At 64.3% G+C, this 23,803-nt stretch carries 14 protein-coding genes; 7 read left to right on the forward strand and 7 right to left on the reverse strand.

Annotation, left to right across the window (positions count from 1 at the left end):
• Positions 1-5: 5 nt before the first annotated feature.
• Positions 6-284: a conjugal transfer protein TraD gene (gene traD / locus AC1DQJ_RS10785; protein ID WP_477603050.1), complete on the reverse strand. Its 279-nt coding sequence runs from the start codon at positions 282-284 to the stop codon at positions 6-8.
• Between the two features lie 170 nt (positions 285-454).
• On the opposite strand from traD, the gene traA reads away from it, so the two are divergent.
• The 7 genes from traA to AC1DQJ_RS10820 all read left to right on the forward strand — a co-directional run bounded on the left by traA (position 455) and on the right by AC1DQJ_RS10820 (position 12,964).
• Complete coding sequence (gene traA / locus AC1DQJ_RS10790; protein WP_477603052.1) at positions 455-2,845, forward strand: Ti-type conjugative transfer relaxase TraA; 2,391 nt, start codon at positions 455-457, stop codon at positions 2,843-2,845.
• On the forward strand, positions 2,842-3,516 hold the full coding sequence (locus tag AC1DQJ_RS10795) for a DUF6118 family protein (RefSeq protein WP_477603054.1): 675 nt from the start codon (positions 2,842-2,844) through the stop codon (positions 3,514-3,516). Before traA ends, AC1DQJ_RS10795 begins: the two co-directional genes overlap by 4 nt.
• 392 nt (positions 3,517-3,908) lie before the next feature.
• Positions 3,909-5,516, forward strand: a complete 1,608-nt coding sequence (locus tag AC1DQJ_RS10800) for a class I SAM-dependent DNA methyltransferase (RefSeq protein ID WP_477603056.1) — start codon at positions 3,909-3,911, stop codon at positions 5,514-5,516.
• Positions 5,513-6,835, forward strand: a complete 1,323-nt coding sequence (locus tag AC1DQJ_RS10805) for a restriction endonuclease subunit S (protein ID WP_477603058.1) — start codon at positions 5,513-5,515, stop codon at positions 6,833-6,835. The genes AC1DQJ_RS10800 and AC1DQJ_RS10805 overlap by 4 nt, the downstream gene beginning before the upstream one ends.
• Positions 6,832-8,064: an FRG domain-containing protein gene (locus AC1DQJ_RS10810; protein ID WP_477603060.1), complete on the forward strand. Its 1,233-nt coding sequence runs from the start codon at positions 6,832-6,834 to the stop codon at positions 8,062-8,064. Before AC1DQJ_RS10805 ends, AC1DQJ_RS10810 begins: the two co-directional genes overlap by 4 nt.
• Positions 8,061-9,827, forward strand: coding sequence for a GmrSD restriction endonuclease domain-containing protein (locus tag AC1DQJ_RS10815; protein ID WP_477603062.1), 1,767 nt, complete (start codon positions 8,061-8,063; stop codon positions 9,825-9,827). The genes AC1DQJ_RS10810 and AC1DQJ_RS10815 overlap by 4 nt, the downstream gene beginning before the upstream one ends.
• Positions 9,824-12,964, forward strand: a complete 3,141-nt coding sequence (locus AC1DQJ_RS10820; protein WP_477603064.1) for a type I restriction endonuclease subunit R — start codon at positions 9,824-9,826, stop codon at positions 12,962-12,964. Before AC1DQJ_RS10815 ends, AC1DQJ_RS10820 begins: the two co-directional genes overlap by 4 nt.
• A 753-nt stretch (positions 12,965-13,717) precedes the next feature.
• On the opposite strand, the gene AC1DQJ_RS10825 is transcribed toward AC1DQJ_RS10820, so the two are convergent.
• The 6 genes from AC1DQJ_RS10825 to AC1DQJ_RS10850 all read right to left on the reverse strand — a co-directional run bounded on the left by AC1DQJ_RS10825 (position 13,718) and on the right by AC1DQJ_RS10850 (position 23,796).
• Positions 13,718-14,719 (reverse strand): SIR2 family protein, encoded by a 1,002-nt coding sequence (locus AC1DQJ_RS10825; RefSeq protein ID WP_477603066.1) that lies wholly within the window; start codon positions 14,717-14,719, stop codon positions 13,718-13,720.
• Between the two features lie 843 nt (positions 14,720-15,562).
• Entirely contained in the window at positions 15,563-17,083 is a 1,521-nt protein-coding gene (locus AC1DQJ_RS10830; protein WP_477603068.1) for a tyrosine-type recombinase/integrase, read from the reverse strand.
• 480 nt (positions 17,084-17,563) lie between these two features.
• Positions 17,564-18,391, reverse strand: a complete 828-nt coding sequence (locus tag AC1DQJ_RS10835) for a hypothetical protein (protein ID WP_477603070.1) — start codon at positions 18,389-18,391, stop codon at positions 17,564-17,566.
• An 85-nt stretch (positions 18,392-18,476) separates the two neighbouring features.
• Complete coding sequence (locus tag AC1DQJ_RS10840; protein WP_477603072.1) at positions 18,477-19,802, reverse strand: amidohydrolase; 1,326 nt, start codon at positions 19,800-19,802, stop codon at positions 18,477-18,479.
• Positions 19,799-21,532, reverse strand: a complete 1,734-nt coding sequence (locus AC1DQJ_RS10845) for a DUF885 domain-containing protein (protein WP_477603074.1) — start codon at positions 21,530-21,532, stop codon at positions 19,799-19,801. Before AC1DQJ_RS10845 ends, AC1DQJ_RS10840 begins: the two co-directional genes overlap by 4 nt.
• Positions 21,533-21,597: 65 nt before the next feature.
• The gene (locus AC1DQJ_RS10850; RefSeq protein ID WP_477603076.1) at positions 21,598-23,796 is read right to left on the reverse strand and encodes a TonB-dependent receptor; all 2,199 of its coding nucleotides are present in this window, start codon (positions 23,794-23,796) and stop codon (positions 21,598-21,600) included.
• Positions 23,797-23,803: the final 7 nt, after the last annotated feature.

Genomic DNA, 23,803 nt, shown 5'->3' on the forward strand with positions numbered 1-23,803 from the left:
GGCGTTCAGCTTTCGCCAGGTTCACGAGGCGTTGCAGGAGCTGGCCTTGGCCGCCCTTCGGGTTTGCGAAAGAACGCCTCGCCCTTGGCGCGCCACACCTCCCTTTCGGCTGGCGTGGCGTCCTGCGCGGCCAGCAGCAAGCCGGCCAGGAGCTCAGGCTTGATGTCCTCGCCAGCCGTCGCGATCACCAACTCGCCGAGCTGGTTCACGCGCTTGGCCTTCAAGTCCCTGGCCTTCTGCGCCAGCGCGCGCAGCTCGGCGTCGATGTCGCGGGGCTTCTTCATACTTGGGTCTCCTCTCCGCTGGACGGGGGTCATGAGGCGGAAAGTCTGGGGCGCTAAGCGGCGCAGCCATACCCCCGAACCTTGCGGGGTTGGCGCTCAGTCACGACGGCCGGAAGGTCGGAGTGCGCGCTTATACGTCGTGTCGACGTTGCGCTTCGCAGGATCGGGGCATGGCGATCTATCATTTCGCAGCCAAGGTGATCAGCCGCGGGAAGGGGTCCAGCGCCGTCGCTGCGGCGGCCTACAGATCGGCCTCGCGGCTCTACGATGAGCGCATCGAGCGCACGCACAATTTCACGAATAAGGCAGGCGTCGTTCACTCGGAGATCTTGCTGCCGGACGGAGCGCCGGAGCGCTGGTCCGATCGCGCGACCTTGTGGAATGAGGTCGAGGCCGCAGAGCTGCGGAAAGACGCGCAGCTGGCGCGCGAAGTCGAGTTCGCCTTGCCGCGGGAAATGCCGCAGCGCGAGGCGGTCGCGTTGGCCCGCTCGTTCGTGCAGCGCGAGTTCGTCGCCAAGGGCATGGTAGCCGATCTCAACGTGCACTGGGACATCGGCAAGGACGGCCAGGCTAAGCCGCATGCGCACGTCATGCTGTCGTTGCGTGAAGCCGGCGAGAGCGGCTTCGGCGCCAAGGTCCGCGACTGGAACCGCACCAATGCGCTGGGCAAATGGCGGGAGGCCTGGAGCACCGACGTCAATCGCAGGCTCAAGGAACTTGGGATCGAGGCGCGGGTCGACCACCGCACCCTCAAGGCTCAAGGCATCGAGCTTGAGCCGCAGTCGAAGATCGGGCCGGCGGCGGCGCGTAAGGAAGGCCGTCAGGAATGGTCCGAGCGCGCCGAAAACCATCGGCAGATCGCGGCGCGCAATGGTGAGCGGATCCTGGCCGATCTGCGGCTGGCGCTGGACGCAATTTCACGCCACCAGGCGACTTTCACCGATCATGATCTCGCCCGGTTCGTGCACCGCTACAGCGACGGGAAGGAGCAGTTCGACAAGGTGCTGGCGGCGTTGCGCGCCAGTCCCGAGGTCATCCGTCTCGGCCGCGACGGCGCCGGTCGCGAGCGCTTCACCAGCCGTGAGATGTTATCGGTCGAACAGCGCATGGAACGGGCGGCCGCGAGCCTCGGAAAGGCGCGCTCGCACGGCGTGATGGGCGGCGCCCGCGAGCGCGCGATGCGATTGGCTGAAGTGGGTGGGTTGAAGCTGTCGCCTGAGCAGACAGGCGCGCTCAAACACGTCACCGAGCGGGCCGGTCTCTCCGTCGTTGTCGGCTACGCCGGGACGGGCAAGAGCGCAATGCTCGGCGTCGCCAAATCGGCCTGGGAAATGAGCGGCTACCAGGTCCGCGGCGCAGCGTTGTCGGGGATGGCCGCAGAGAACCTGGAAGGCGGCTCCGGCATCGCCTCGCGGACCCTGGCCAGCTACGAACATGCCTGGGAGCAGGGCCGGGACCTGCTGACCTCCAAAGACGTGCTGGTGATCGACGAGGCCGGCCTGGTCGGTTCGCGTCAGATGGAACGCATCCTTGGTAAGGCCGAGGTCGCCGGCGCCAAGGTGGTTTTGGTCGGCGATCCCGAGCAGTTGCAGGCCATCGAGGCCGGCGCGGCGTTCCGGGTGATCGCCGATGGGCATGGGGCGGTGGAACTGACCCAAGTGCGCCGTCAGCAGGTCGATTGGCAACGGGCGGCCACCAGGTTGCTGGCCACCGAACGCACCGGCCAAGCGCTCGCCGCCTATCACGCCTCCGGAATGGTGCGGGCGCACCCAGACGGGGCGTCTGCAACGCGATCGCTGGTGGCCGGGTGGGACCGCGCCCGGGTCGAGCATCCGAACTCGAGCCAGGTGATGCTCGCCTATCGGCGCGTCGACGTCGCTGAGCTCAACAGTTTGGCGCGCGAGCGCATGCGTGAGAGCGGCGCGTTGGGTGATGACAAAGCGGTCGCGACGGCGGGCGGCGAGCTGATGTTTGCGCCCGGCGACCGAGTGATGTTCCTGCGCAATGAGCGCTCACTCGGAGTGAAGAACGGCACGCTGGGCGAAGTTCGGGGGATCGGTGACGGCGCGATGCGCGTTCGCCTCGACGGCGGCGCTGAGATCGCCGTCGAGCTCAAAGACTACAACCACCTCGTTCACGGCTACGCCTCGACGATCCACAAATCGCAGGGCGTGACGGTCGATCGCGCGCACGTGCTGGCCAGCGCGCACATGGACCGGCACGCGACCTACGTGGCGCTGTCGCGCCATCGGCAGGAGGTCACGCTGCACTATGACCGCGAGACCTTCGTCGATCGACGGGCTTTGGAGAGCGCGCTGAGCCGCGAGCGGGCCAAGGACACGACCTTGGACTACGGCGTGGGGCGCGATCCTCAGCGGTCCGCTGAGACACGGTCCCGCGTCTTTGCCGGCTTCCGCCCTCGGCCCGACCAGCTGCAGCCGGCGCAGGCGCCGCTGGAGGCGCCGGTCCGGGCCAGCGGGCCTATGCAAAAGCAGCCCGACCAAAGCCAGCAACTCAGTCTGGATGGGCCTGGCAAACGGGGCAGGGGGCTTGAGCTATGAGCGAAGGCGGGGCCGAGGAGGCGTTCGACAATCTGCGCGGCGAGGTGGCGTTGCTGCGGCGAGCGATCGAGGGGCTGCTCGCGGAGCCGACCAAGACATCGCCAGAGATCGCCAGGCAGCTTCGTAGCCAAGCAGATGAACTCAAACGCTTGGCTGATGAGACCGAGCGCTTGGCAGGTCAGCCAGTGCTTGCGGTCACGCCAGAGGCGTTGGCCGAGCAGCTAAGACGCATGAGGCGCGCCGTCGACGATGAGCTGCGTGCACCTTGGAAGGTCGTGATGGTCGAGTTGGAAAGGGTCGGGACGGATCTTGCTCGTCACGCCGGGCGGGTACGAAGCTGGGAGTGGCAGCGGCGCCAGTTGGCCATCGTGGCTTTGATGAGCGCGGTGCTGACGCTCACCGCTTGGCTCGCCCTATCAGGCCCGATCGCGAGAGCATTGCCTAATGAGTGGCAGGTCGCGGAGCGTTTGGCGGCGGCGACGTTGGGCGAAGACCGATGGGAGGCCGGTCGGCGATTGATGAGTACGGCCGACCCTGCAAGCTGGCACAGTTTGGAGGTGGCGCGGGAATTGGTGGCGCTCAATGCACAGGCACTGATGCTGTGCGCGCGTGGTCCCACCCGTCCTGGCGTCAAGCAGCGCTGCGCGACCGATCTTCCGCATCGCGATTGATCCGGCCATCGCCGGGCGCATGGGACTCATTGCGACGTTGGGGATGACCGGTTCTGCGCAGCCTGGTGTCGCGGTTCCGGCACGGTAGGCAGGCCAGGGCTCAATGGCCAGACCGGACTCATTGGACGGTAGGAGAGGCCGCGTTCGGTCACTTCTCGGATCGGTTCGGCGGGCTCCGTCTGTCGGGTTCTGGAAGCGAAGGCAAGTGGTGCAAAACGGTCGAGTTCTAGTTGGTAGCGGTCCCGGTCGGCCAAGCCGAGATTAGTTCACAGCGGGCGTTCTCCCACGAGTAGGACGGAGGTGAACTCGCCCCTTTTTCGGTAAGCTCGCCCGATTCATGCTGGCGGCCCGCGGTAGTGGCCGCTAAGTCAGCACAACTACGGGGGGAGTATATGGCTGCGAAGACCAAGACCGCGAACGGCGGCGATCTCGGATTCGAGGCCGAGCTGTTCAAGGCCGCCGACAAGCTGCGCGGTAATCTGGAACCGTCGGAATACAAACACGTCGCGCTTGGCCTGATCTTCCTGAAGTACATCTCCGAGGCATTCGAGGCCCAGTACGAGAAGCTGAAGGGCGAGGCCTATGCCGATCCCGAGGACCCCGAGGAATACCTCGCCGCCCACGTGTTCTGGGTCCCGGCCGAGGCGCGCTGGTTCAACCTGCAAGCCAACGCCAAACAACCCGAGATCACCTTCGTCGACGTCACGACGGGCAAAGAGAAGAAGGGCGACATCGGCGGGCTGATCGACAACGCCATGGAGGCGATTGAGAAGGCCAACATCAAGGTCCTGAAGGACGTCCTGCCCAAGATTTATAGCCGACCGCAGCTGGACAAGACCATGCTGGGCGAACTGGTCGACCTGTTCTCTAACGTCGACATGAGGGTCGGCCACGACGGGGCGCAGGACCTACTGGGCCGGGCTTATGAGTATTTCATCTCGCAGTTCGCCGGCGCCGAGGGCAAACGCGGTGGCGAGTTCTTCACGCCCCGGTCCGTGGTGCGCACCATCGTCGAGGTGCTGGAGCCGGTGAAGGGGCGGGTCTACGACCCCGCTTGCGGCTCAGGCGGGATGTTTGTGCAGTCGGAACGGTTCGTCGAAGACCACCAGGGCCGGCGTTCGGACATCGCCGTCTATGGTCAGGAGCGCAATCACACGACCTGGCGCCTGTGCAAGATGAACCTGGCGGTGCGCGGCATCGACGCCGATATCGCCTGGAACAATGAAGGCTCGTTCCTGCGCGACGCCTTCCCGACGTTGAAGTTCGACTATGCTATGGCGAACCCGCCGTTCAATATTTCAGATTGGTGGCAGCCCAGCCTGCAGGACGATCCGCGCTGGACTTTTGGCACGCCGCCGCAGGGCAACGCTAACTTCGCCTGGCTGCAGCACATTCTGCATCATCTAGCGCCGCGCGGCACAGCCGGGGTGGTGTTGGCCAACGGCTCGATGTCGTCGCAACAGTCGGGCGAGGGCGAGATCCGCAAGGCCATGATCGAGGGCGACGTGGTCGACTGCATGGTCGCCCTGCCTGGCCAGCTGTTCTACTCGACCCAGATCCCAGCCTGTCTATGGTTCCTGGCCCGCGACAAGAGCGCCAACGGCCACCGCGACCGACGCGGCGAAATCCTGTTCATCGACGCCCGAAAGCTGGGCCACATGGTCGACCGCACGCGGCGGGAGTTCTCGCCCGAAGACGTTGCCAGGATCGCGGAGACGTATCACCGCTGGCGCAACCGACCGGATACGAATGGGGCGCAGGGGCTGGAGGCCTACGAAGACGAGCCGGGCTTCTGTCGGTCGGCCTCGCTGGATGAGGTGCGCGGCCACGGGCATGTGCTGACGCCGGGCCGATACGTCGGCGCGGCGGACGAGGAGGATGATGGGGTCAGCTTTGAGGAGCGGTTCGGGGCGCTCAGGGCGAAGCTGGCGGAGCAGTTTGCGCAGGGCCGGTCGCTGGAATCTGGGATCGAGGCCGCACTGAGCGGACTCGACCGATGAGCAGGTTTCCGACGAAACCGCTCGGAGAAATGGCCACGTTGCTTTCGGGAGGCACGCCGCGGAAGACAAATGCCGAGCTCTGGGAGGGAAACATCCCTTGGCTGACTCCAAAGGACATGGGTCGCTGGACTGGCACTACGGAAGAGACGGTGGCACCGGTCGCAATCGGCAAAGGGACCAAGCTAGCCCCGGCCGGGGCTTCCTTCGTCGCGGTGCGAGGAATGTCCCTTCATACCGAGATCCGGGTGGTGCGGGCCGATCATCGGATGACATTCAATCAGGACATCAAGGCAATCATTGCCAACGATGAAGTCGATCCGGTTTTTCTGTACTACGCACTTGTCGCAGGCAAACCGCAGCTGTTCGAATGGGTTAGCTCGGCAGGGCATGGAACTGGTGTGCTGGATACCGACCGCTTGCGGTCGCTTCCTGTTCCTGTGGCTTCCAAGGCCGAGCAAGCAGCTCTGGGAGGAATGTTCCGCCAAATCGACGAAAAAATTGAGCTGAACCGGCGGAAGAACGAGACGCTGGCGGCGATGGCCCAGGCGGTCTTCCGCGACTGGTTCGTCGACTTCGGCCCCGTTCGCCGCAAGCTGGCCGGCGAGACCGACCCGGTCGCCGTCATGGGAGGCCTCATCCCCGATCCCGCCCGCGCCGCCGAACTGGCGGCGCTGTTTCCCGCGTCTTTCGAAGATGACGGGCAGCCGCAGGAATGGGAGTCCGCGACGCTGGCCGATTTGGCTATCCTTTGTAAGGGCAGCATCGATCCGCTCGCACATCCGAGTGTGGAGTTTGAGCATTACAGCCTGCCAGCCTTTGACAGCGGTCAAGAACCTGCAATCGACCTCGGCGCGGACATCAAGAGCAACAAGACGCCCGTACCCGAGGGCGCGGTGCTGCTCTCCAAGCTCAACCCGGAAATCCCGCGCATCTGGCTGCCGAACCCTCCGTCGGTGCGTCAGCAAATCGCATCGACCGAATTCCTGATCTTCCAGCCGTTGCCGGGCGCCGGTCGAGGTCTCCTCTACTGCCTCTTCCGTGATCCGACCGTCCGCCAGATTCTCGCCGGCATGGTGACCGGCACTTCCAAGAGTCACCAGCGCATCTCGCCGCCGGCCCTGATGAAGACGACCCTGCTGATCGGCGGCGGCAAAGTCTTTGAGGCGTTCGATCAGTTCGCGGAGCCTCTGCTCCAGCGGGTGCTCAGTCTCCGGGCCGAAAACCGCACCCTCGCCGAAACTCGCGACTACCTGCTGCCCCGGCTGATGTCCGGCATCGTGCGGGTCGGAGACGCGCCAGTGGTTGAGTCCACCCAATGACCACGTCGGCCCGTTCCGAACCAAAGCCGCATCACCTCTCGCTCCCAGAGTGGCCGAAACTGGCTTGGGGGAATGAGCGGATCGACGGTCTGATCCCCGTTTGTCGCCTGAAATACTGGCGGCGGTTCGAGTCGGCTCTGGGCAACAAGCTCATGAACCCTCGTGGTGGCGAACTAATCTTCCGAGGGCAGAAACGTCAGGAGTGGCAGCTTACGCCCACCCTGGGCCGATATCCGCCCTCTGGCCCGGGGGTTGTCGATCCCAAGCGCGCCGCCGAGCAGAAACGAGAATTTCGTCTCGCGATGCGGGGGCGTGGCATCGGCCCCGAACTTCTGGACGATGACAACGAGCTTTGGGCCTTCGGCCAGCATCACGGCCTAGCGACCCCATTGCTTGACTGGACGAAATCGCCCTTCGTCGCCCTGTTCTTTGCGTTCGCGGATCCCGACTTTCCCTACGAAGACTCGAACCCCAGCCGGGCGATCTTTGTCATTAACAAGACAGCGCTAGAGGCATTGGACAGCGAGTTGATCGTCCAGCCTCTACGGAATGACCACACTCGCCTGGTAAACCAAGCTGGCCTTTTCACATTGTCTCCCTCGGGGTCCGAGACCCTCGAAACCCGAATCCTCAACCTGCTATCGGAAACGCAGACCGTGAACATGGACGACCCGGAAGCGGTCGGCCGATACATCTTCAAAATCCACATCCCCAATTCGACTGAGGAGCGGAGAGACTGTCTCAGTATGCTCCGGAAGATGAATATTCATCACGGCAGCCTGTTTCCGGATCCAATCGGTGCCTCTCTGTACTGCAACGAGTGGTTTGGCGGTCGAGTTGATGAACCGGATGCGGAGCCTGAGAAGTCCACAACATCCGTCAAGAAACAGCCGCCGAAACCGGCACAACGACCGGCCAAGCCGACTAGGCCATCCGCCGTGCCGCTGGACCTCGAGACGCAATTGTCGCGGGTGCTGCGGTCACAAGGATTGGACAGCAAACAGGTCTCCGCCTTGGCTCGCGACCTCGCCGCAAAATTTCACACCACCGCGCCGGTCGACTGGAGCGGCCGTGCTTTTGGGCACGCGTCCGTGAGTGTCGACATCAAACGAATTCTCCGGATGAACGGCGTTTCGAGCGACGAGATTGAAGCTGTCGCGGCAGCCACTGTCGAACTTTTTGCATCTCTGGCTTCGAGTTCAAGCTCGGACATAGGAGCGGCCGAGTGACTGATCTGAAAACCTGCTTCAAGCGCGTTGACTACGATCTCAGCAATCTACTGCACTACATCGAGCTGGGCGACATCGGCCTGCCCGATATCCAGCGCCCGTTCGTCTGGTCGAACGCCAAGGTGCGCGAGCTGTTCGACAGCATGTATCAGGGGTTTCCGGTTGGTTATTTGCTGTTCTGGGAGAACGCCCAAGTCGCCGGCGCCAAGCAAATCGGCAGCGATGAAAAGGCTCACAAGGCGCCGAACCGCCTGATCGTCGACGGCCAGCAACGCCTGACGTCCCTCTATGCCGTCTTCAAGGGCCGGGCGGTCCTTGACGTCGATTATAAGGAACGTTTGATCGAGGTCGCGTTCAATCCGCGCACGCGCCGGTTCGAGGTCGCCGACGCCGCGATCCGGCGCAATCCCGAATGGATCGCCAACATCTCCGAAATGTGGTCCTCGAAACGGTCCAGCCGCAAGATCGTCAACGATTACATCGCGCAGGTCAGCAAGAAGGCTTCCCTCTCCGACGAAGAAGAGGAGGACATTGCCCACAATCTCGATCGGCTTTTCGACTTGCAGAAATACCCGTTCACCGCGCTGGAGATCGCGTCCTCGGTCGATGAGGAACAGGTCGCGGACATCTTCGTGCGGATCAACAGCGAGGGCGTGAAGCTCAACCAGGCCGACTTCATCCTGACCCTGCTGTCCGTGTTCTGGGACACCGGGCGTTCGGACCTCGAGAGCTTCTGTCGCGCCGCTCGGCGACCGAATGCGCCGGGTGCCGGCGCTTCGCCGTTCAACCACTTCCTCCAGCCCGATCCGGACCAGCTGTTGCGGGTGTCCGTCGCCTTGGGCTTTGGCCGCGGGCGGCTGAAGAGCGTGTATCAGGTCTTGCGGGGCAAGGACCCGGAGACGGGCGAGTTCTCACCGGAGCGCCGCGAGGAACAGTTCGCGCGGTTGGCGGAGGCGCAGGCGCATGTCCTGAACCTGACCCACTGGCATCAGTTCCTGAGCGCCCTGGTCGGCGCAGGGTTCAGAAGCGAGGAGATGATCTCTTCCCAGAATGCGCTTCTGTACGCCTATGCCTTCTACCTGTGGGGGAGGGTCAGGTTCCAGATCAAGGAGCATGAGCTGCAGAAGGCGATCGGGCGCTGGTTCTTCTTCTCTAGCCTCAATGGCCGCTACACGAGCTCGCCCGAGACCGTCATGGACGCGGACCTGAACCGCATCAAATTGCTCGACTCCGGCGAAGCGTTTCTGGCGATGCTTGAGAGTCTCATGGCCAACGAGCTTACCGAAGACTTTTGGGCGATCACCCTACCGGCGGCGCTGGCGACGTCGTCTGCGCGTAACCCGCAACTGTTCGCCTATGTCGCCTCGCAGAACCGCTTGGGAGCGAATGTTCTGTTCTCGCACAAGAAGATCTCAGAGCTGATTGATCCTGCCCTTCGCGCGAAGAAGAAGCCGTTGGAACGGCATCACCTCTTTCCCCGGGCCTGGCTAGAGAAGGCGGTCACCCAAGAGCAGACCGAGATCAACCAAATGGCCAACTACGCGCTGCTTGAGTGGCCCGAGAACATCGACATCGGCATGGCGCCGCCGGGCCGGTACGCGCCCGCGATTCGGGAGCGCTTCTCCAACGCACAGTGGGAAAAGATGCTGTTCGACCACGCTCTGCCGAACGGGTGGGAGGGCATGGCATACCCTGACTTCCTGGAGGCGAGGAGGAAGCTCATGGCAGGTGTCATTCGCCAAGGTTTTGAGAGCCTTAAATGAAGCGATTCTCGGAAGGCATCGTCGAGGAAGCCGGCATCGAGATCCTCAAGGATCTCGGCTGGCTTTACCTGCACGGGACTAGCATCGCCCCGGACTGTCCGGCGCCGCAGCGTCAGGCCTTCTCCGACGTCATCCTGCTGCCCCGGCTCGAGACTGCGCTCGCCAAGCTGAATCCCGACGTGCCCGAGGCGGCGCGCAACGAGGCGATCCGGCAGCTGCTGACGAGCGCGACGGGTTCACTGGTCGAGGAGAACCGCCGCATCCATCGGCTGTTGACCGACGGGGTCGGGGTGCAGCACCGGTCCGCCGACGGCCGTATCGTGTCGGAGAAAGTCTGGCTGATCGACTTCAGCAATCCGGACGCCAACGACTGGCTGGCGGTGAACCAGTTCACGGTCGTCGAGGGGGCCTTCAATCGTCGGCCAGATCTAGTGCTTTTCATCAACGGCCTTCCGCTCGCGGTGCTGGAGCTTAAGAACGCCGCGGCCGAGAACGCGACCACGAGCGACGCCTTCAACCAGCTCCAAACCTATCTGGCCCAGGTGCCCGGACTATTCCGCACCAATGCCGTCCTCGTGGCCTCGGATGGCCTCGAAGCACGTATCGGCTCGCTTACTGCGGACTTCGAGCGGTTCATGCCGTGGCGCACCATCACCGGGGCGGACGACGATTTCACCCACAAGGGATCGGCGGAGCTGGAAACTCTTCTGCGCGGTGTCTTTGAGCGGGAGCATTTCCTTGCCCTGATCCGCGATTTCACCGTGTTCGGCGACGGCGACCGGGGCCCATTCAAGATCATCGGCGGCTACCACCAGTTCCATGGCGCCCGAAAGGCACTGATCGAAACCGTGGAGGCCACTCGGCCGGACGGCGATCGCAAAATAGGCGTCATCTGGCATACCCAGGGCTCCGGCAAGAGCCTGCTGATGGCCTTCTTCGCCGGGCTGGTCGTGAAGGCCCCGGCGCTAGAAAATCCCACGATCGTCGTTCTGACCGACCGCAACGATCTGGACGACCAGCTCTACTCGACCTTCGGCGTCTGCCGTGACCTCATCCGGCAGACGCCAGAGCAGGCGGAGAGTCGGGATGAACTCAAACGCCTGCTCAGCCGGAACTCTGGCGGTGTCATCTTCACCACGGTGCAAAAGTTCTCGCCCGAGAAGGGCGAGGAGCAGTTCCCGGAGCTGACCGACCGCCGCAACCTAATCGTGATGGCCGACGAGGCGCACCGCAGCCAGTACGGCTTCGACTCCAAGCTGAACCTCGGAACCGGGGAGCGCCGGTACGGCTATGCCCACTATGTGCGTCAGGCCATGCCCAACGCCTCCTTCATCGGCTTCACTGGCACGCCGATCGAGGCGGACGACGTGAACACGCCGGCGGTCTTCGGCGACTACATCGACGTCTACGATATCAGCCGGGCGGTGGAGGACGGCGCGACGGTGCCGATCTACTACGAGAGCCGGCTGGCGCGGATCGAGCTCGACGAGGACGAAAAGCCGAAGATCGATGCTGAGGTCGAAGCCCTGGTCGTCGACGAAACCCTGACGGAGGCCGAGAAGGCCAAGGCGAAGTGGTCGACGGTCGAGGCTCTGGTCGGGTCCACCAAACGGCTTGACCAGATCGCTGCCGATCTGGTTCGACATCTTGAAGCGCGTGCAGGGGGACTGACAGGCAAAGCCATGGCCGTCTGCATGAGCCGGCGCATTTGCGTGAAACTCTATGACGCGATCATCGCGCTGAGACCCCAGTGGGGGGCGGACGACGACGCCTCCGGCGCAGTGAAGATCGTGATGACCGGTTCGGCCTCAGATCCCCTGGCGTGGCAAAAGCACATCGGCAACAAGAAACGCCGGGACTTTCTGGCCAAGCGCGCGCGCGATCCGTCCGATCCCCTCAAGCTGGTGATCGTTCGCGACATGTGGCTGACGGGCTTCGACGCCCCCTGCATGAACACCATGTACATCGACAAGCCCATGCGGGGGCATGGTCTCATGCAGGCGATCGCCCGGGTGAACCGGGTGTTTCGCGACAAGCCCGGCGGACTGGTCGTCGACTACATCGGCATCGCGCAGAACCTGAAGGCCGCGCTCGGTCAGTACACCCAGGCGGATCGCGACAAGACCGGCATCGACGAGGAAGAGGCTGTCGCGGTCCTGATCGAGCGCTACGAGGTCGTGCGGGGCATCTTCCATTGCTTCGACTACCAACCGGGGATTTCCGGGGCGCCGATGCAACGCCTGGCCTGCTTGGCGGGGGCTATTGACTGGGTGCTGAAGTGGTCCGAGGAGGAGGCGGCCAAGGTCAATACGCCCGAGGAGAAAAAGCAGGCTCATCGCCATTTCCACGATCTCGTCTTGGGATTGGGCAAGGCCTATGCTTTGGCCTCGGCGAGTGACGAAGCCCGCGAAATCCGCGACGAGGTCGGCTTCTTCCAGGCCATCCGGGCCGCACTCGCGAAGAGCTCCACAAGGGGCGGTCTGAGCACCGCCGACAAGACCCTCGCGGTCCAGCAGTTGATCGACCAGTCGATCGCCTCGGCCGATATCATCGATGTTCTAGAAGCGGCCGGAATAAAGGCGCCGGATATTTCGATCCTCTCCGACGAGTTCCTGCTCGAGGTCGCGGGAATGGAGAAGAAGAACCTCGCTCTGGAGGCGTTGAAGAAGCTGCTGGCTGGCGAGATCAAGAGCCGGTCGCGCACCAACGTAGTCGAGAGCAAGGCCTTCTCGCAGCGGCTCGAGGACGCCGTTGCGAGGTACCACGCCGGCGCACTGTCTGCCCTCGAGATGATCCAGGAACTGATCAATCTCGCCAAGGATCTGAAGGCAGCCTATTCACGCGGCGAGGAAACGGGGCTCTCTCAGGAGGAGTTGGCGTTCTATGACGCGCTCGCCGAGCACGAAAAGGCCGTCGAAATTCTCGGTAGCGAGCAACTACGGCTCATCGCGCATGAGCTGGTCGAGCAGCTCCGCGGCAATGTCACTGTCGACTGGCACCATCGCGAGAGCGCTCGAGCGTCGATGCGCATCCTCGTGAAGCGAATTCTCCGCCGCTATGGGTATCCGCCAGATCTGTCCGATTTGGCGGTGCAGACCGTGTTGGCGCAGGCGGAGACGCTATTGCGGGGGAGCTAACGCCGACCGCTGAGTTGAAAGCGGACGACGTTGCCAACCCTGTAGCGGACGCTGTCTGAAGTCCGCTTCTGGGCTCCGGGCCACTGTCTCCTAATGGCGCTGGGCGGTCGTTTGGATGCCGTCAGGTCCCTTTGCCGAGGAGGCGGCCTGGCGAACGTCGCGGACGGGTGGAATGCGCAATCCAAGGCACCGGCCGTCGGCCTTACTTTTCCTTGACCCGATCGAGGAGGAACCGCGCCAATCGGTACCACATTGCGACGCTGCTGACGGTGATCAATACGAAGCCTGGCCAGAAGAGAAACCTCGCCACGGTCATTCCGAGCACGTAGACGACGAGGGTCCCCCCGATGAGGATCGCGAGCGGCCTTCCGCGAGTTAGCGCCTCAATAGTCACGTCTCACCCCCAGCTCTCATGTCCAGTCTAGCTGGCGGCATGGCGTCCGCAAACGGGTCGGATGCGGTCGACCTCGACGTTCCTGAAAACGGACTATCAGCTAGTTCCGCTCTTCGGTCGGGAGCCATGTCCGGATGTCGTGCTAAGCGGCCGTTCCCCGATCAGAGGCCTGGATGCAGACACTCCGATCGTTGCCTAGAGTAGATTGATGCCATCCCCCTCTCGGGGCATCGTCTCCAAAATGAGCGACGTTCCGAAAGTGCAACTGTCAAGCCTCCGGGAGACGAGCATACCAGAGGCCCTTAATGGGAAGCGGATGCCCACTCCCCCGTCTGCCAAGCCGATCGCTTGGGCCGCCGTTAGTCGAACAAGGCTTCTTCACCGCGTAGACTCATGAACTCGGCAGCAAAGCGTCTATCCCAAGTCTGCCGGCTCGCCGCTTCAAACCGCGAGGCTGGTACGCGCCAAGCGCGGGTGTCGAGAATGCTGCAAGTTCCAGCAACTGGGACGGCGGGACAGTTGCCACAATCTCCGAAGAGCAGATTCAAGTTCCGCTCGTGGAAGCCAAAGCCGAGGAAGATGATCCGCGATGCCTTGGCGACTGTATGGCGAATTTTTTCGGCGGCACCGCTTTCGACCTCTTCGGTGAACGTCTTAATTTGGGCCGCCGCACTTTGGACAGACCAGGTGTCAGCGCCTCCAAATGGGGTGCTTACAGGCGTACTCGCCGGGGCGAGCGCTCCGAGCGAACCGTAGGCATGATGGACTTCCACTTGTTGCATTGCTGCTCGTGCAACATCCTCCGCGAGGCCGCAGGTGTGGACGAAATTTGCAAGAAGAAACTGCTCTAGGCACCGATCATAGTTGAAAGTGATGAAGGCAACCTCGCTAAACGCCTGGAATGCTTGTCGTCGCTGAACACCTTCACCTCCAACATTCCTGAAGAGCCAGCTTGCCCAACTGTTTCGTAGTGGCCGGAATGCGGTCGCCCAGCCGATTTCATCGTCGAGCGGAATCATCAGCGCGCTTTGGCTTTCGGCGATCAGCAACGAGGCCGCAATTGAACGCTTGGCCACAGCTGCTAACTCAGGAAATTCTTTCCACTCTTCGATGAGCTCATCGATCGACGGCTTTGAATGCAGGCTCTTCCCGATCTGCAGCGCAGCCTTGCGGTGATCCGGTGTTAGGCCACCATGCTGACGGAAGGAGTTTTTGATCAGCCCTTCACTTGCAGTGGAGCCGTTCGAGAACTCCTCGAGGAGGGTCCGATCAATAGTTGCTGCAAGCTCTTCACCCACTGGCATCGACGCGCCGAAATCTTTTGAGGCACCCGCGCCTAGTACAAACACCGTCTTTCTCAAGCGCCCCTCCCACGCTGTTCGACTCGAGGCTTAGCCTCGGCTAGCACGCCTATCGCTATGGCCATGGCAGACGCCACCGTCAAACCCAGCTCCCCAGCGGTGCGCGGCTAACATCTTGAGCGTTGGGCGTGCCCCCGTTCAGGCCGGCCCCGCGGCGTTGCCTGGAGCGGTCTATTCGAGTCGTTAAAGAGTTGCGTGCGGACATAGATCGCCGGAGCCGAAGGTCTGCTCTCCGCCGCAAGCCAAGGTCCGCTGGCGCAACTCGGCGAAAACGCCTGTAACAGCGCGCGGGCGGCCCTATCATCCGTTAGCTTGCCGAGAGGGGGACATATGCAGACCGTCGGATACTATGCTGCTGTTGCGCTTGCGGCCGGATCCACCGCTACAGCCGCGACGCCTGAATGCTACCCCAACCACACCTACGATCGGGCAATGGCAGTGTCAGCGGAGCAGCTTACGACGTGCCAGCTCTCTAAAGCGGGTCGAGCTTACGGGCTCATAGCTCCGCGCTACCCCGGACAGGCGACGGAGATGGCAATATTGTTCGCAATGAATAGTTGCGGAGACGAACTGGCGGTCTTTCGTGCCGTCGTGGCCGGGTGTTTTTCAGGCCCCGACGCTCGAGCCGAGAACTTGGTCGACGAATTCCATCGTGGGCTTATGCGCCAGGTTGAGAAGGTAGTGCGCGAAAGCGCGCCGCGCTAAATGGCCGCCACGGCCGCGCTGCGAAGTAATCGGGAAGTGGCCCATTTGCGCATTCGCGGCCTTCTTCGCGGTCGGCCAGCCCGATATTGAAGGCGCACGAGCCCGGGGGGCGTTCCAAATCTAAGGCGTCGTCGTTGGCTATGCACTCGCCATGGGATCATTGCCGTGGCCAGCCGCTTGCCCGGATATCTGATCGGCCGCTGCGTCGATCTCGGCAAGTTCGGCCAAGAGTGCGGCGCGCCGGCGCCGGAGGGCCTCGTCGCCCCCTAGTGGCGATGTCTGCGCCGAAGTCCCGCTCGTGATCGCGGCGAGCCGTTGGCTCCACTTTAGAAGCGCGTCGCGCTTTTCGTCCGCATACGCATAGAGGTTGTAGTGTCTGGCAGTGACCGCGGCGCCGCCGCCGCCATCTTTGTGCGCAAGCACCTTGGAAATGATGAAGGGCGGGACGCCAAGCGCCGCCATTCCGGTTGCTCCTGTGCGTCGCAGGTCGTGGAGGGTGATGTCGCTGAGGCCGAGGGCGGCGACGAGATGGGTCGTCGCATGGCTGAGAGCAGGCGCGCCCACAGGGACGTCAATGCCCCGGGGCGAGGGGAAGACCGCTTTGCTGGTTTTGCCGCGCGAGGCCTGTAGAGCGAGTGCCTCTTCAATCAGGGCTATGGCCCTTGGTGAGAGCGGGACGAGCTGCTGAGTGCGGCCTTTTGCGCGGTCCTCAGGAATGATCCAGAGGCGGTGCTCGAGGTCGAGTTCTGAGCGCATCATGCCGGAGACCTCGGCGCGCCTCTGCAATGTGACCATCGCCAACTCGATGGCGATGCAGAGCCCTCGCCCGATCGTCAGGGGAACTATCTCTCGTCCGCGCTTTAGCTGGAGGGCTGAAGGATTTTGCAGTCCCGTCCAGATCGCCCGGATTTCGTTGGGGTCCAGCGTGCGCGTGCGAGCGCGCTCTTCGGCGAGCGGCATGATGTGCACGATAGGATTTGCGGCTAGGCGCTCCTCTGAAATCGCGAAGTTGAAGAGCTGAGAGAGCAGGGCGCGGCAACGGTTCGACTGGATGGGGGCATCTCCATAGATTGACCGTAGGACAGCGCGCAGCCCGGTCCTGGTGAGCGTCTCAGGCCTCTCCGCCCCGACCCGGCGGTCGAGGTAGCGCTTCCAGAGCCAGCGCTCGCCAGTAAGAGTGCTGGTCGCCTTGCGGCGTCTACGGCCGCTTCGATAGATGCCGCTCTCGCAGGCCTCGAAGTAGACGTCAGCCAGGTCGGCCATGGTGTTGACCGTCTGGGACCTTGCCTGCGCCTTCGCCTGGCGTAGCTCGGTGGCTGGATCCCCTCCGTTGTCGACCTTGGCCCGCAGCTGACGCGCGGCGATCCGAGCGCCGTGCAGCGTCATGCGGCGAATGCCCGGCTCAACTTCTAGCGGGCTATCTACAGACCCATCGAATCGTCCGAGCGTCACACGGCTCTGCTTGCCCGTGATCCTGTCGCGGTAGCGGAAGGCCCAGCTCTTCTCTCCGTTCGGGGTGACGCGCAGCTCAAGGCCGCGCACGTCGCCATCGGGGTAAGAGGCCCGGTAGTACTCGAGGCCTGAGGGGGTCTCTCGTACCCCGGGCTTTGCGGCTCGGCAGAAAGCTGCCGTGAGATCTCGGTCCGTTCGCTTTCCCATGGGGCCCCCTCAGGTGGGCGCCCCCCTGGATCAAGCTGGGGTCACTGCGGGGGCGCCGAGGTCCGAAAATCCATGAAACAGCGTGGTTCCGTGTGCGCCTAAGGTCAAGAATATATTCCATATACATCAACATATTGGAGCGTGTGTTCGGAATTGTGGAAGTATATATGCGTTATCTACGAATCTTATGATCATGGATATGGCAAGCTACGCTGACATTATCTTCAGCGAGGCATGCATATGCCTGGATATACGGATGTTCACGCCGTTTCATGTCGTTTCAAATCGCTTCAGGTGCAGCCAATTCGCAGGGGGTCTTATTCGCGCCTCGTGGCGCCTCCCTTTAGAGACGCGATCGCGCAGCTAGCGCGCCTTCCCCGACCGCTCGTGAAGGGGGCTCACATTGTCGGAAGTGTCACCCGAGGCTGACGCGGCCCTCGCCGCACCGGCCGATAGCTGGACCGGGCCTCCAGAGAGGCTCTAGGCCGCGGCCGCCGCCTCGGCCGTCTTGCTACTCTCCGCCGCCTGTGGTGGCCCAAAGAGCGGGCGGGGACCGAAGAGGAGGAACAGGGCGAGCGATGCCAGCAGGTAGGTCGCCGAGAACGCCAGATAGGTCATCTCTCCGCCGCTGGTCGGCACGACGGGAAAGATGAGGAAGGTCGTGTTCACCATGATCTGCAGCAGCAGCACCACCGGACCGCTGCGGGAAGTCAGATAGACAAAGCCGCACATGGTTGCGACACCGAGCATGCTCACCAGCAGCGGCAGCAGCGGCAGTTCGGGAACGATGCCCTTGCCGAACAGCGCCATCGGCACCCACCAGAGGGTCCAGAATCCGCCCACGATGAGCGACCCCGCCAGCATGCCGAACCGCTTGGCGAGCGTGTTGATCGAGTAGGCGACCCACACGATCTCGCCGATGAACGAGGCAATGAGCACGGTCCGCATGATCGGCAGTCGTTGAACAAGTCCGAAGGTCAGCGCCTCGAAGGCGTCTTCTCCCGTCAGCAGGCTCTTGGCCGCCAGGAACAACGTGGCGACGAGCGGCGCCCATAGCAGCGCCAGCACGTACCAGAGCGGGTTAACCCGCCAGACGCTCAGGGAGCGCACCAGGTCGAACAGGCCCGCGAACCGCCGGATCACGAATACGACGCTCGCCAAGGTGAAGCCGAGCAGCAGGAAGCGGCCGAGATTATAGAGGCGCAGCGGCAGCAGGCCCGAGTTGATGCCGATGATGAACAGCGAGTTCACGACGACGATCAGGCACAGAAAGATCCAGACCTCGCGCTTTTTCCAAACATCAGCCACTGGATATTCTCCAAGTAGACGAGCTTGAGCTTCAGCTTTGCACGAGCTTAAGGGCTAGCCAATGGCCTCCTTCTGAGGGTGCGGATCAGCGGGCGGGCGGTCCGGCCTGCTCCATCGCGGTCAGGGCCAGCATGGAGAGCGCTTGCACCCCGGTGACCAGGGCGGACTCGTCGATCATGAACTGCGGGGAGTGGTTGGGTGCAGCCTTGCCGATCTGGTCCTTGGGCGTGACGCCGAGGAAGAAGAACAGGCCGGGCGTGCGCTGCTGGTAGAACGAGAAGTCTTCAGAGGACGTGGCCTTTGGCGCCGTGCCGTGATTGTCGCCGGCGACAGCCTTGAGAACCGGCGTCATCCGCTCGGTCAGGGTCGGGTCGTTGATCGTCGGTCCGTAGAGCTCGATGACCGACACGTCTGCAGATCCGCCGCCGCTCTCGGCGATGTTCTCGGCGGTGCGCGTCAAACGCGTTCTGATCTCGTCCTGCATGCCGCGATCGTAGGTTCGGACGGTGCCTTCCATCTTCACTTCGCCGGGGATGATGTTCATTCGATTGCCGCCGTGGATCGAGCCGATCGAGACCACGGCAGGCTCCTTCGAGAGGTCGATCTGGCGGCTGACGATCGTCTGCACACCGGTCACGACCTGCGCGGCCAGCACAATTGGATCGACCCCCGCCCAGGGCATCGAGCCGTGCGTCTGGCGGCCACTGACCTTGATCGTGAAGCTGTCGGCGCCGGCCATCATCGGGCCCGGCCGCCAGCTGATTTGGCCGGCCGGCGCGCCGCCGCTCACATGCAGGCCGAAGATCGCGTCGATCTTGGGCGCGTCGAGCACGCCTTCGCGGACCATGCGCCGGGCGCCCCAGTCGCGCACGCCGTCGGGGGCGAAGTCCGCGGGCGTTTCCTCGGCCGGCTGGAAGATGAAAGTCACCGTCCCGCGCAGATCCTGGCGCATGCCGCTCAGCAGTTCGGCGGCAGCCATCAGGATCGCGACATGGGCGTCATGGCCGCAGGCGTGCATGACGTCGACCTCGGCCCCCTGGGAGACGCCCTTGGCGGTCGAGGCGAAGGGCAGGCCGGCGGGTTCCTTGACCGGCAGGGCGTCCATGTCCGCGCGCAGTGCAATATTCGGCCCGGGCGCGCCGCCGCGCAGCACGGCGACGACGCCGGTCCCGGCGACGCCCGTGCGCACCTCAAGGCCCAGGGACCGCAGGTGACTCGCCACCAGGGCTGCGGTCCGCACCTCCATGTTGCCAAGCTCCGGGTGCTGGTGGATGTCGCGGCGCCACGCGATCAGCTTCGGCTCCAAAGCCGCGGCGCGGGCCTTCACCTCGGGCAGGCCTGGCGCGGCCAGGGCGGGCGCGGCCGCAAGCGCCAGTCCGGCGGCGGCGAGCAGCAGGGCGGCGCGCCTCATTGGGCGGCTCCCGCGCTGGGCTTCGCCCCTGCGATCCACGCCTCGATGCGGGCCCTCAGGAGGGTCAGGGGGACCGCGCCGCCTTCGAGTACGCGGGCGTGAAACTGGCGCAGATCGAACCGGGCGCCAAGACGCGTCTCGGCCTCATGGCGCAGGGCGGCGATCTCCAGGCCTCCGGTGTCGTAGGCGATCAGCTGGCCTGGCATGGCGGCGCTGCGATCGACCAGGGCCTCGGCTTCCGGGGCAGTGAACCGGCCGCTTTCCATGATGTAGTCCACCGCCTGCTGACGGCTCCAGCCGAGCGCGTGCAGGCCAGGGTCAACGACGAGGCCCCGCGCCGGCCAGGCCCTGCGGGTCACCAGGGCATAGGGCGTCTCGTAGGCCCCGGCCTCGTCGGCCAGAGCCTCGGCGTAACGCGCCCAGCCTTCGATGAAGGCCGGGTTGGCGGCCAGGCGCGCCAGGCGGCTCGGAGGGGCTCCGGCGCGCGCCGCCAGGCTCTGAGTGTGGTGGCCGGGAACGGCTTCGTGGACGGCGGTCACCTCGATGTCGCCGCGCGTGGCCGTGGCCCACTGCTCCGAAGCGCTGCGGTACACGGCCGGCTGGGAGAGGTCGCTCGAGGGTTGATAGTGCGAGGGCGTGCCGGAGCCGCGCTGGAAGTCGCGCAGCGGTTGGACGACGATCGCCTGGGGCGGAGGGGCCAGGAACGCGGCGGCGGTCCGCCGCTCGCCGCGCGCGACGGCGCCCTCGGCGAAGGACAGCAGTTCGGCTTCCGACGCGAAGCGATTGTCCGCCGCCTGGGCGGTCTTGCGGACGGTGGCTGCGAAATCGGCGGTCGAGAGTTTCTCGCGGCCGACGCGCTCCACGGCCACGACATTGGCCGCCACCGTCTGGCGGCCAAGTTCGAACACCTGCAGGGGCGTGCGGCTCAGGGTGGTGAAAGCGCGCAGCTGAGCCTGATAGCAAGCCGCGCCGTCCGGCAGCGCCGAAAGGCCGAGGGTCGTACGCGCCTTGGGCAGGTACTCGTCTCTCAGGAAGTCGCGATAGCGGCCGACCGCGGGATTGGCGACCTCGGTCACCACGCGGCGCATTTCGGCGGCGTAGGCCGAATCGTTGGCCCGCCGCCCGGGGGAATAGAACGGAGACTTCTCCGGCGGCGCGGCCAGGGCGGCGTCCAGCTGGCCCAGAACGCGTTCAACCACGGGCCGCGGAACCGAATAGCCGCTGGCGAGCCCTTGGCGAAGATTGGCGGTCTCGACCTCGAGGAAACGTGGAAGGTCTTCCCAGACGGACTTGGCTCTGGCGCGCTGCTCTGCGCTCGCCACCGGCTGGATGTCGGCCAGGCCTGCCAGGCCGACCTGCCATCCCAGCAGATGGCTGACGGCCCAGAGTTCGCGCCGGCAAACCCGCAGTCCGGCGTCGGAGGCCAGCGTTTCCTTGAGGATTGCATAGGTGGTCGCCGAAGGGCTTCCCGGCGCCGGAACCGCGATCGCCGCCAGCCGGCTGGCGATCTGATCGCCCTGGGCGGCGAAGGCGGCGATGGCCGCCGGCGATCGATCGGGCAGGGAGATCTTCGACGGGTCGCTCAGGCCGCTAGCCAGGCCCGAGAGCGGGTCGTAGGCCAGCTTGGCGTCCACATAGGCGTCGGCCAGCTGCTCGACGCCGTCGGCGGCCAGCGCGGCGGTCGGGCCGAGCCCGACCATGAGGGAAAGCACCAGGCCCTTGGCGGTCATCGAGAATTCCGATTGTCAGGGAAGGAGGGCCGGCCGCAACGAGGCGGCCGGCCCCTAGGTTCGCGTCAGAAGCGGGCGCTGAGGCCCACACCCAGAACGCGCGGCTGGTTGATGATCAGCTGGTTGGGCAGCGCGCCGCCGATGTACTCCCGCACGTCCGCGAGGTTGCGGGCGAAAGCGCTGAAGGTCCAGGTCGGGCCTTCAAGGGCGGCGTTGAGGTCGATGAGGCCGTAGGCGCTCAGCTTCGAGTAGTTGGGGCTCGACGGGAAGAAGCCGGCGTTCTCGCCCTTGTAGCGATAGCCCAGGCCCACCCGCCATTCGTAGTCGCCGAACGCCGCGCGATGATAGTCGATCGTCGCCGAGCCGGCCCACTTGGGGACGTAGGGGACCGGATCGCCGGCCTTGCCGCTGATGCTGGGCGCGTCGGCGGTCAGCTGGGCGTCGGTATAGGCCACGTTCAGGCCGAGCGAGAGGCCGTTGACCGGGTAGTAGACCGACGAGAACTCGACGCCCTGGCTGCGGGCGGTCTTGCCGTTGCCCAACCCCTGCACGCCGCCGAACACCTGGGTGATCTGAATGTTGTCCCAGTCGATGTAGAACACGTCGGCGTCGATCGAGAGAGTGCGGTCCAGCCAGAAGCCCTTGATCCCGGCCTCGTAGTTCACGACCGTGTCGGCGTCATAGGCCGCCGGGACGATCTGGCCGGGGAACACGGTGTTGGGTCCGCCTGGACGATAGCCGCTGGCGATGCGGCCATAGATCATCACGTCGTCGCTGAGCTTGTACCGCGGGCTGATCGCATAGGTCGTGACCTGTTCGCTCGAGCGTCCGCTGATGTCGGTGGCGCGCCCAAACAGGAGGCCCTGCGAGGCCTGGCGGGTGGTCTGCTTGTTCTCGCTGAACCGCAGGCCGAATTCGACATCGAACTTGTCGCTGAACTTCCAGGTCGCGTCGCCGAAGATCGCGGTTTCCTGGAAGGTTGACGGGTTGGACACTTTGGCCAGGCCGCCGACAGCGCCGATGGGCCCGGGGAACGCGCCCCCGGCTGGGGTCAGCGCGGTGAGCAACTGCGAGCCCTTGTTGTCTTCGTCGGTGTAGTAGAGCCCGACCAGCCACTCGAAGCGCTCGCTGGGGTTCGACGTCAGCCGCAGTTCCTGCGTCACCTTCTCGGAAGCCTGGTCGACAGTGATGACGGTTCCCACCGGGCCGAGGAGCGGGGTCAGGATCGGCGTATAGATGGCGCTGTTGTCGGTGATCGTGTGGGTCGCGCTCTTGGAGAGGCTGGTGTCGGAGGTGATGCTCGCCCAGCCTAGGTCGTAGTTCATGTTGGCCGAGTAGATTTCGACGCGCTGATCATAGGCGCCCGGGACGAGGGTCTTATGCGCATAGTCGCCGTAGACGGTGCGCCGGTCCTTGGCGACCTTGGAGGCCGAGGGCAGGACGTTGATCACGCCGCTGTCGTCGTTGTGCAACTCCTGGACGGCGGCGGTTACGCGAACTGTGAAGTTCTCGGTGGGGTCGAGCTTGATCGACACCCGGCCGCCTTCCTGGGAGCCGGAGTTGGCGTCCTTCGGGCCGCCGACGGCGTCCACATAGCCGGGGTTGGTCTGGTTGTAGTAACTGGCGCGGACCGCGACCTTGTCGGTGATCAGCGGCACGTTGGCCGAAACCCGGAACGAACCTCCGGTGTCGCCGTGGGAGATCCCGAGGTACTCGGCGCCGACCCGGAACTCCATCGCGGTGCTGTCCGGCGCGGTGGTCACGTACTTCAGCAGGCCGCCCAGCGTGCTGGCGCCGTAGAGCGTGCCTTGAGGGCCGCGCAGAACCTCGATGCGCTGGATGTCGTAGGGCATCAGGTCGAGGGTAAAGCGGCCTTGGCCGCGCGCCGTGCCGTAAGGCGTCTCATCGACATAGGTGCCGACCGTAGCTGTGGCGATGGTGTCGGTGGTGAGGCCGCGCAGGATCAGCGAGTTCTGACCGGGCGCGGAGCCGCCGGTGTTCGTCAGGCCCGGAACGTAGCCGACATAGTCCGAGAGCTGGGAAGCGCCCTGTTGTTCCAGCCGTGCGGCGCTGAGCACGGTGATGGCGCTGGGCACCTCCTTGACCGAGGCCTCCCGCTTCTGAGCCGTGACCAGCACCTCCTCAATCAGCTCGGCTTCCTGCGCCATCGCGGGCAGGGCGATGAACGGCGTCAGCGCGGTCATGGCCAGCAGGGCTGTTGCGAGGCGTCGTTCGCCCAGCAGTCGTCGTGTGTCGTTTCTCATAACTCTC

The sequence above is a fragment of the Phenylobacterium sp. P4_E10 genome (assembly GCF_056401675.1).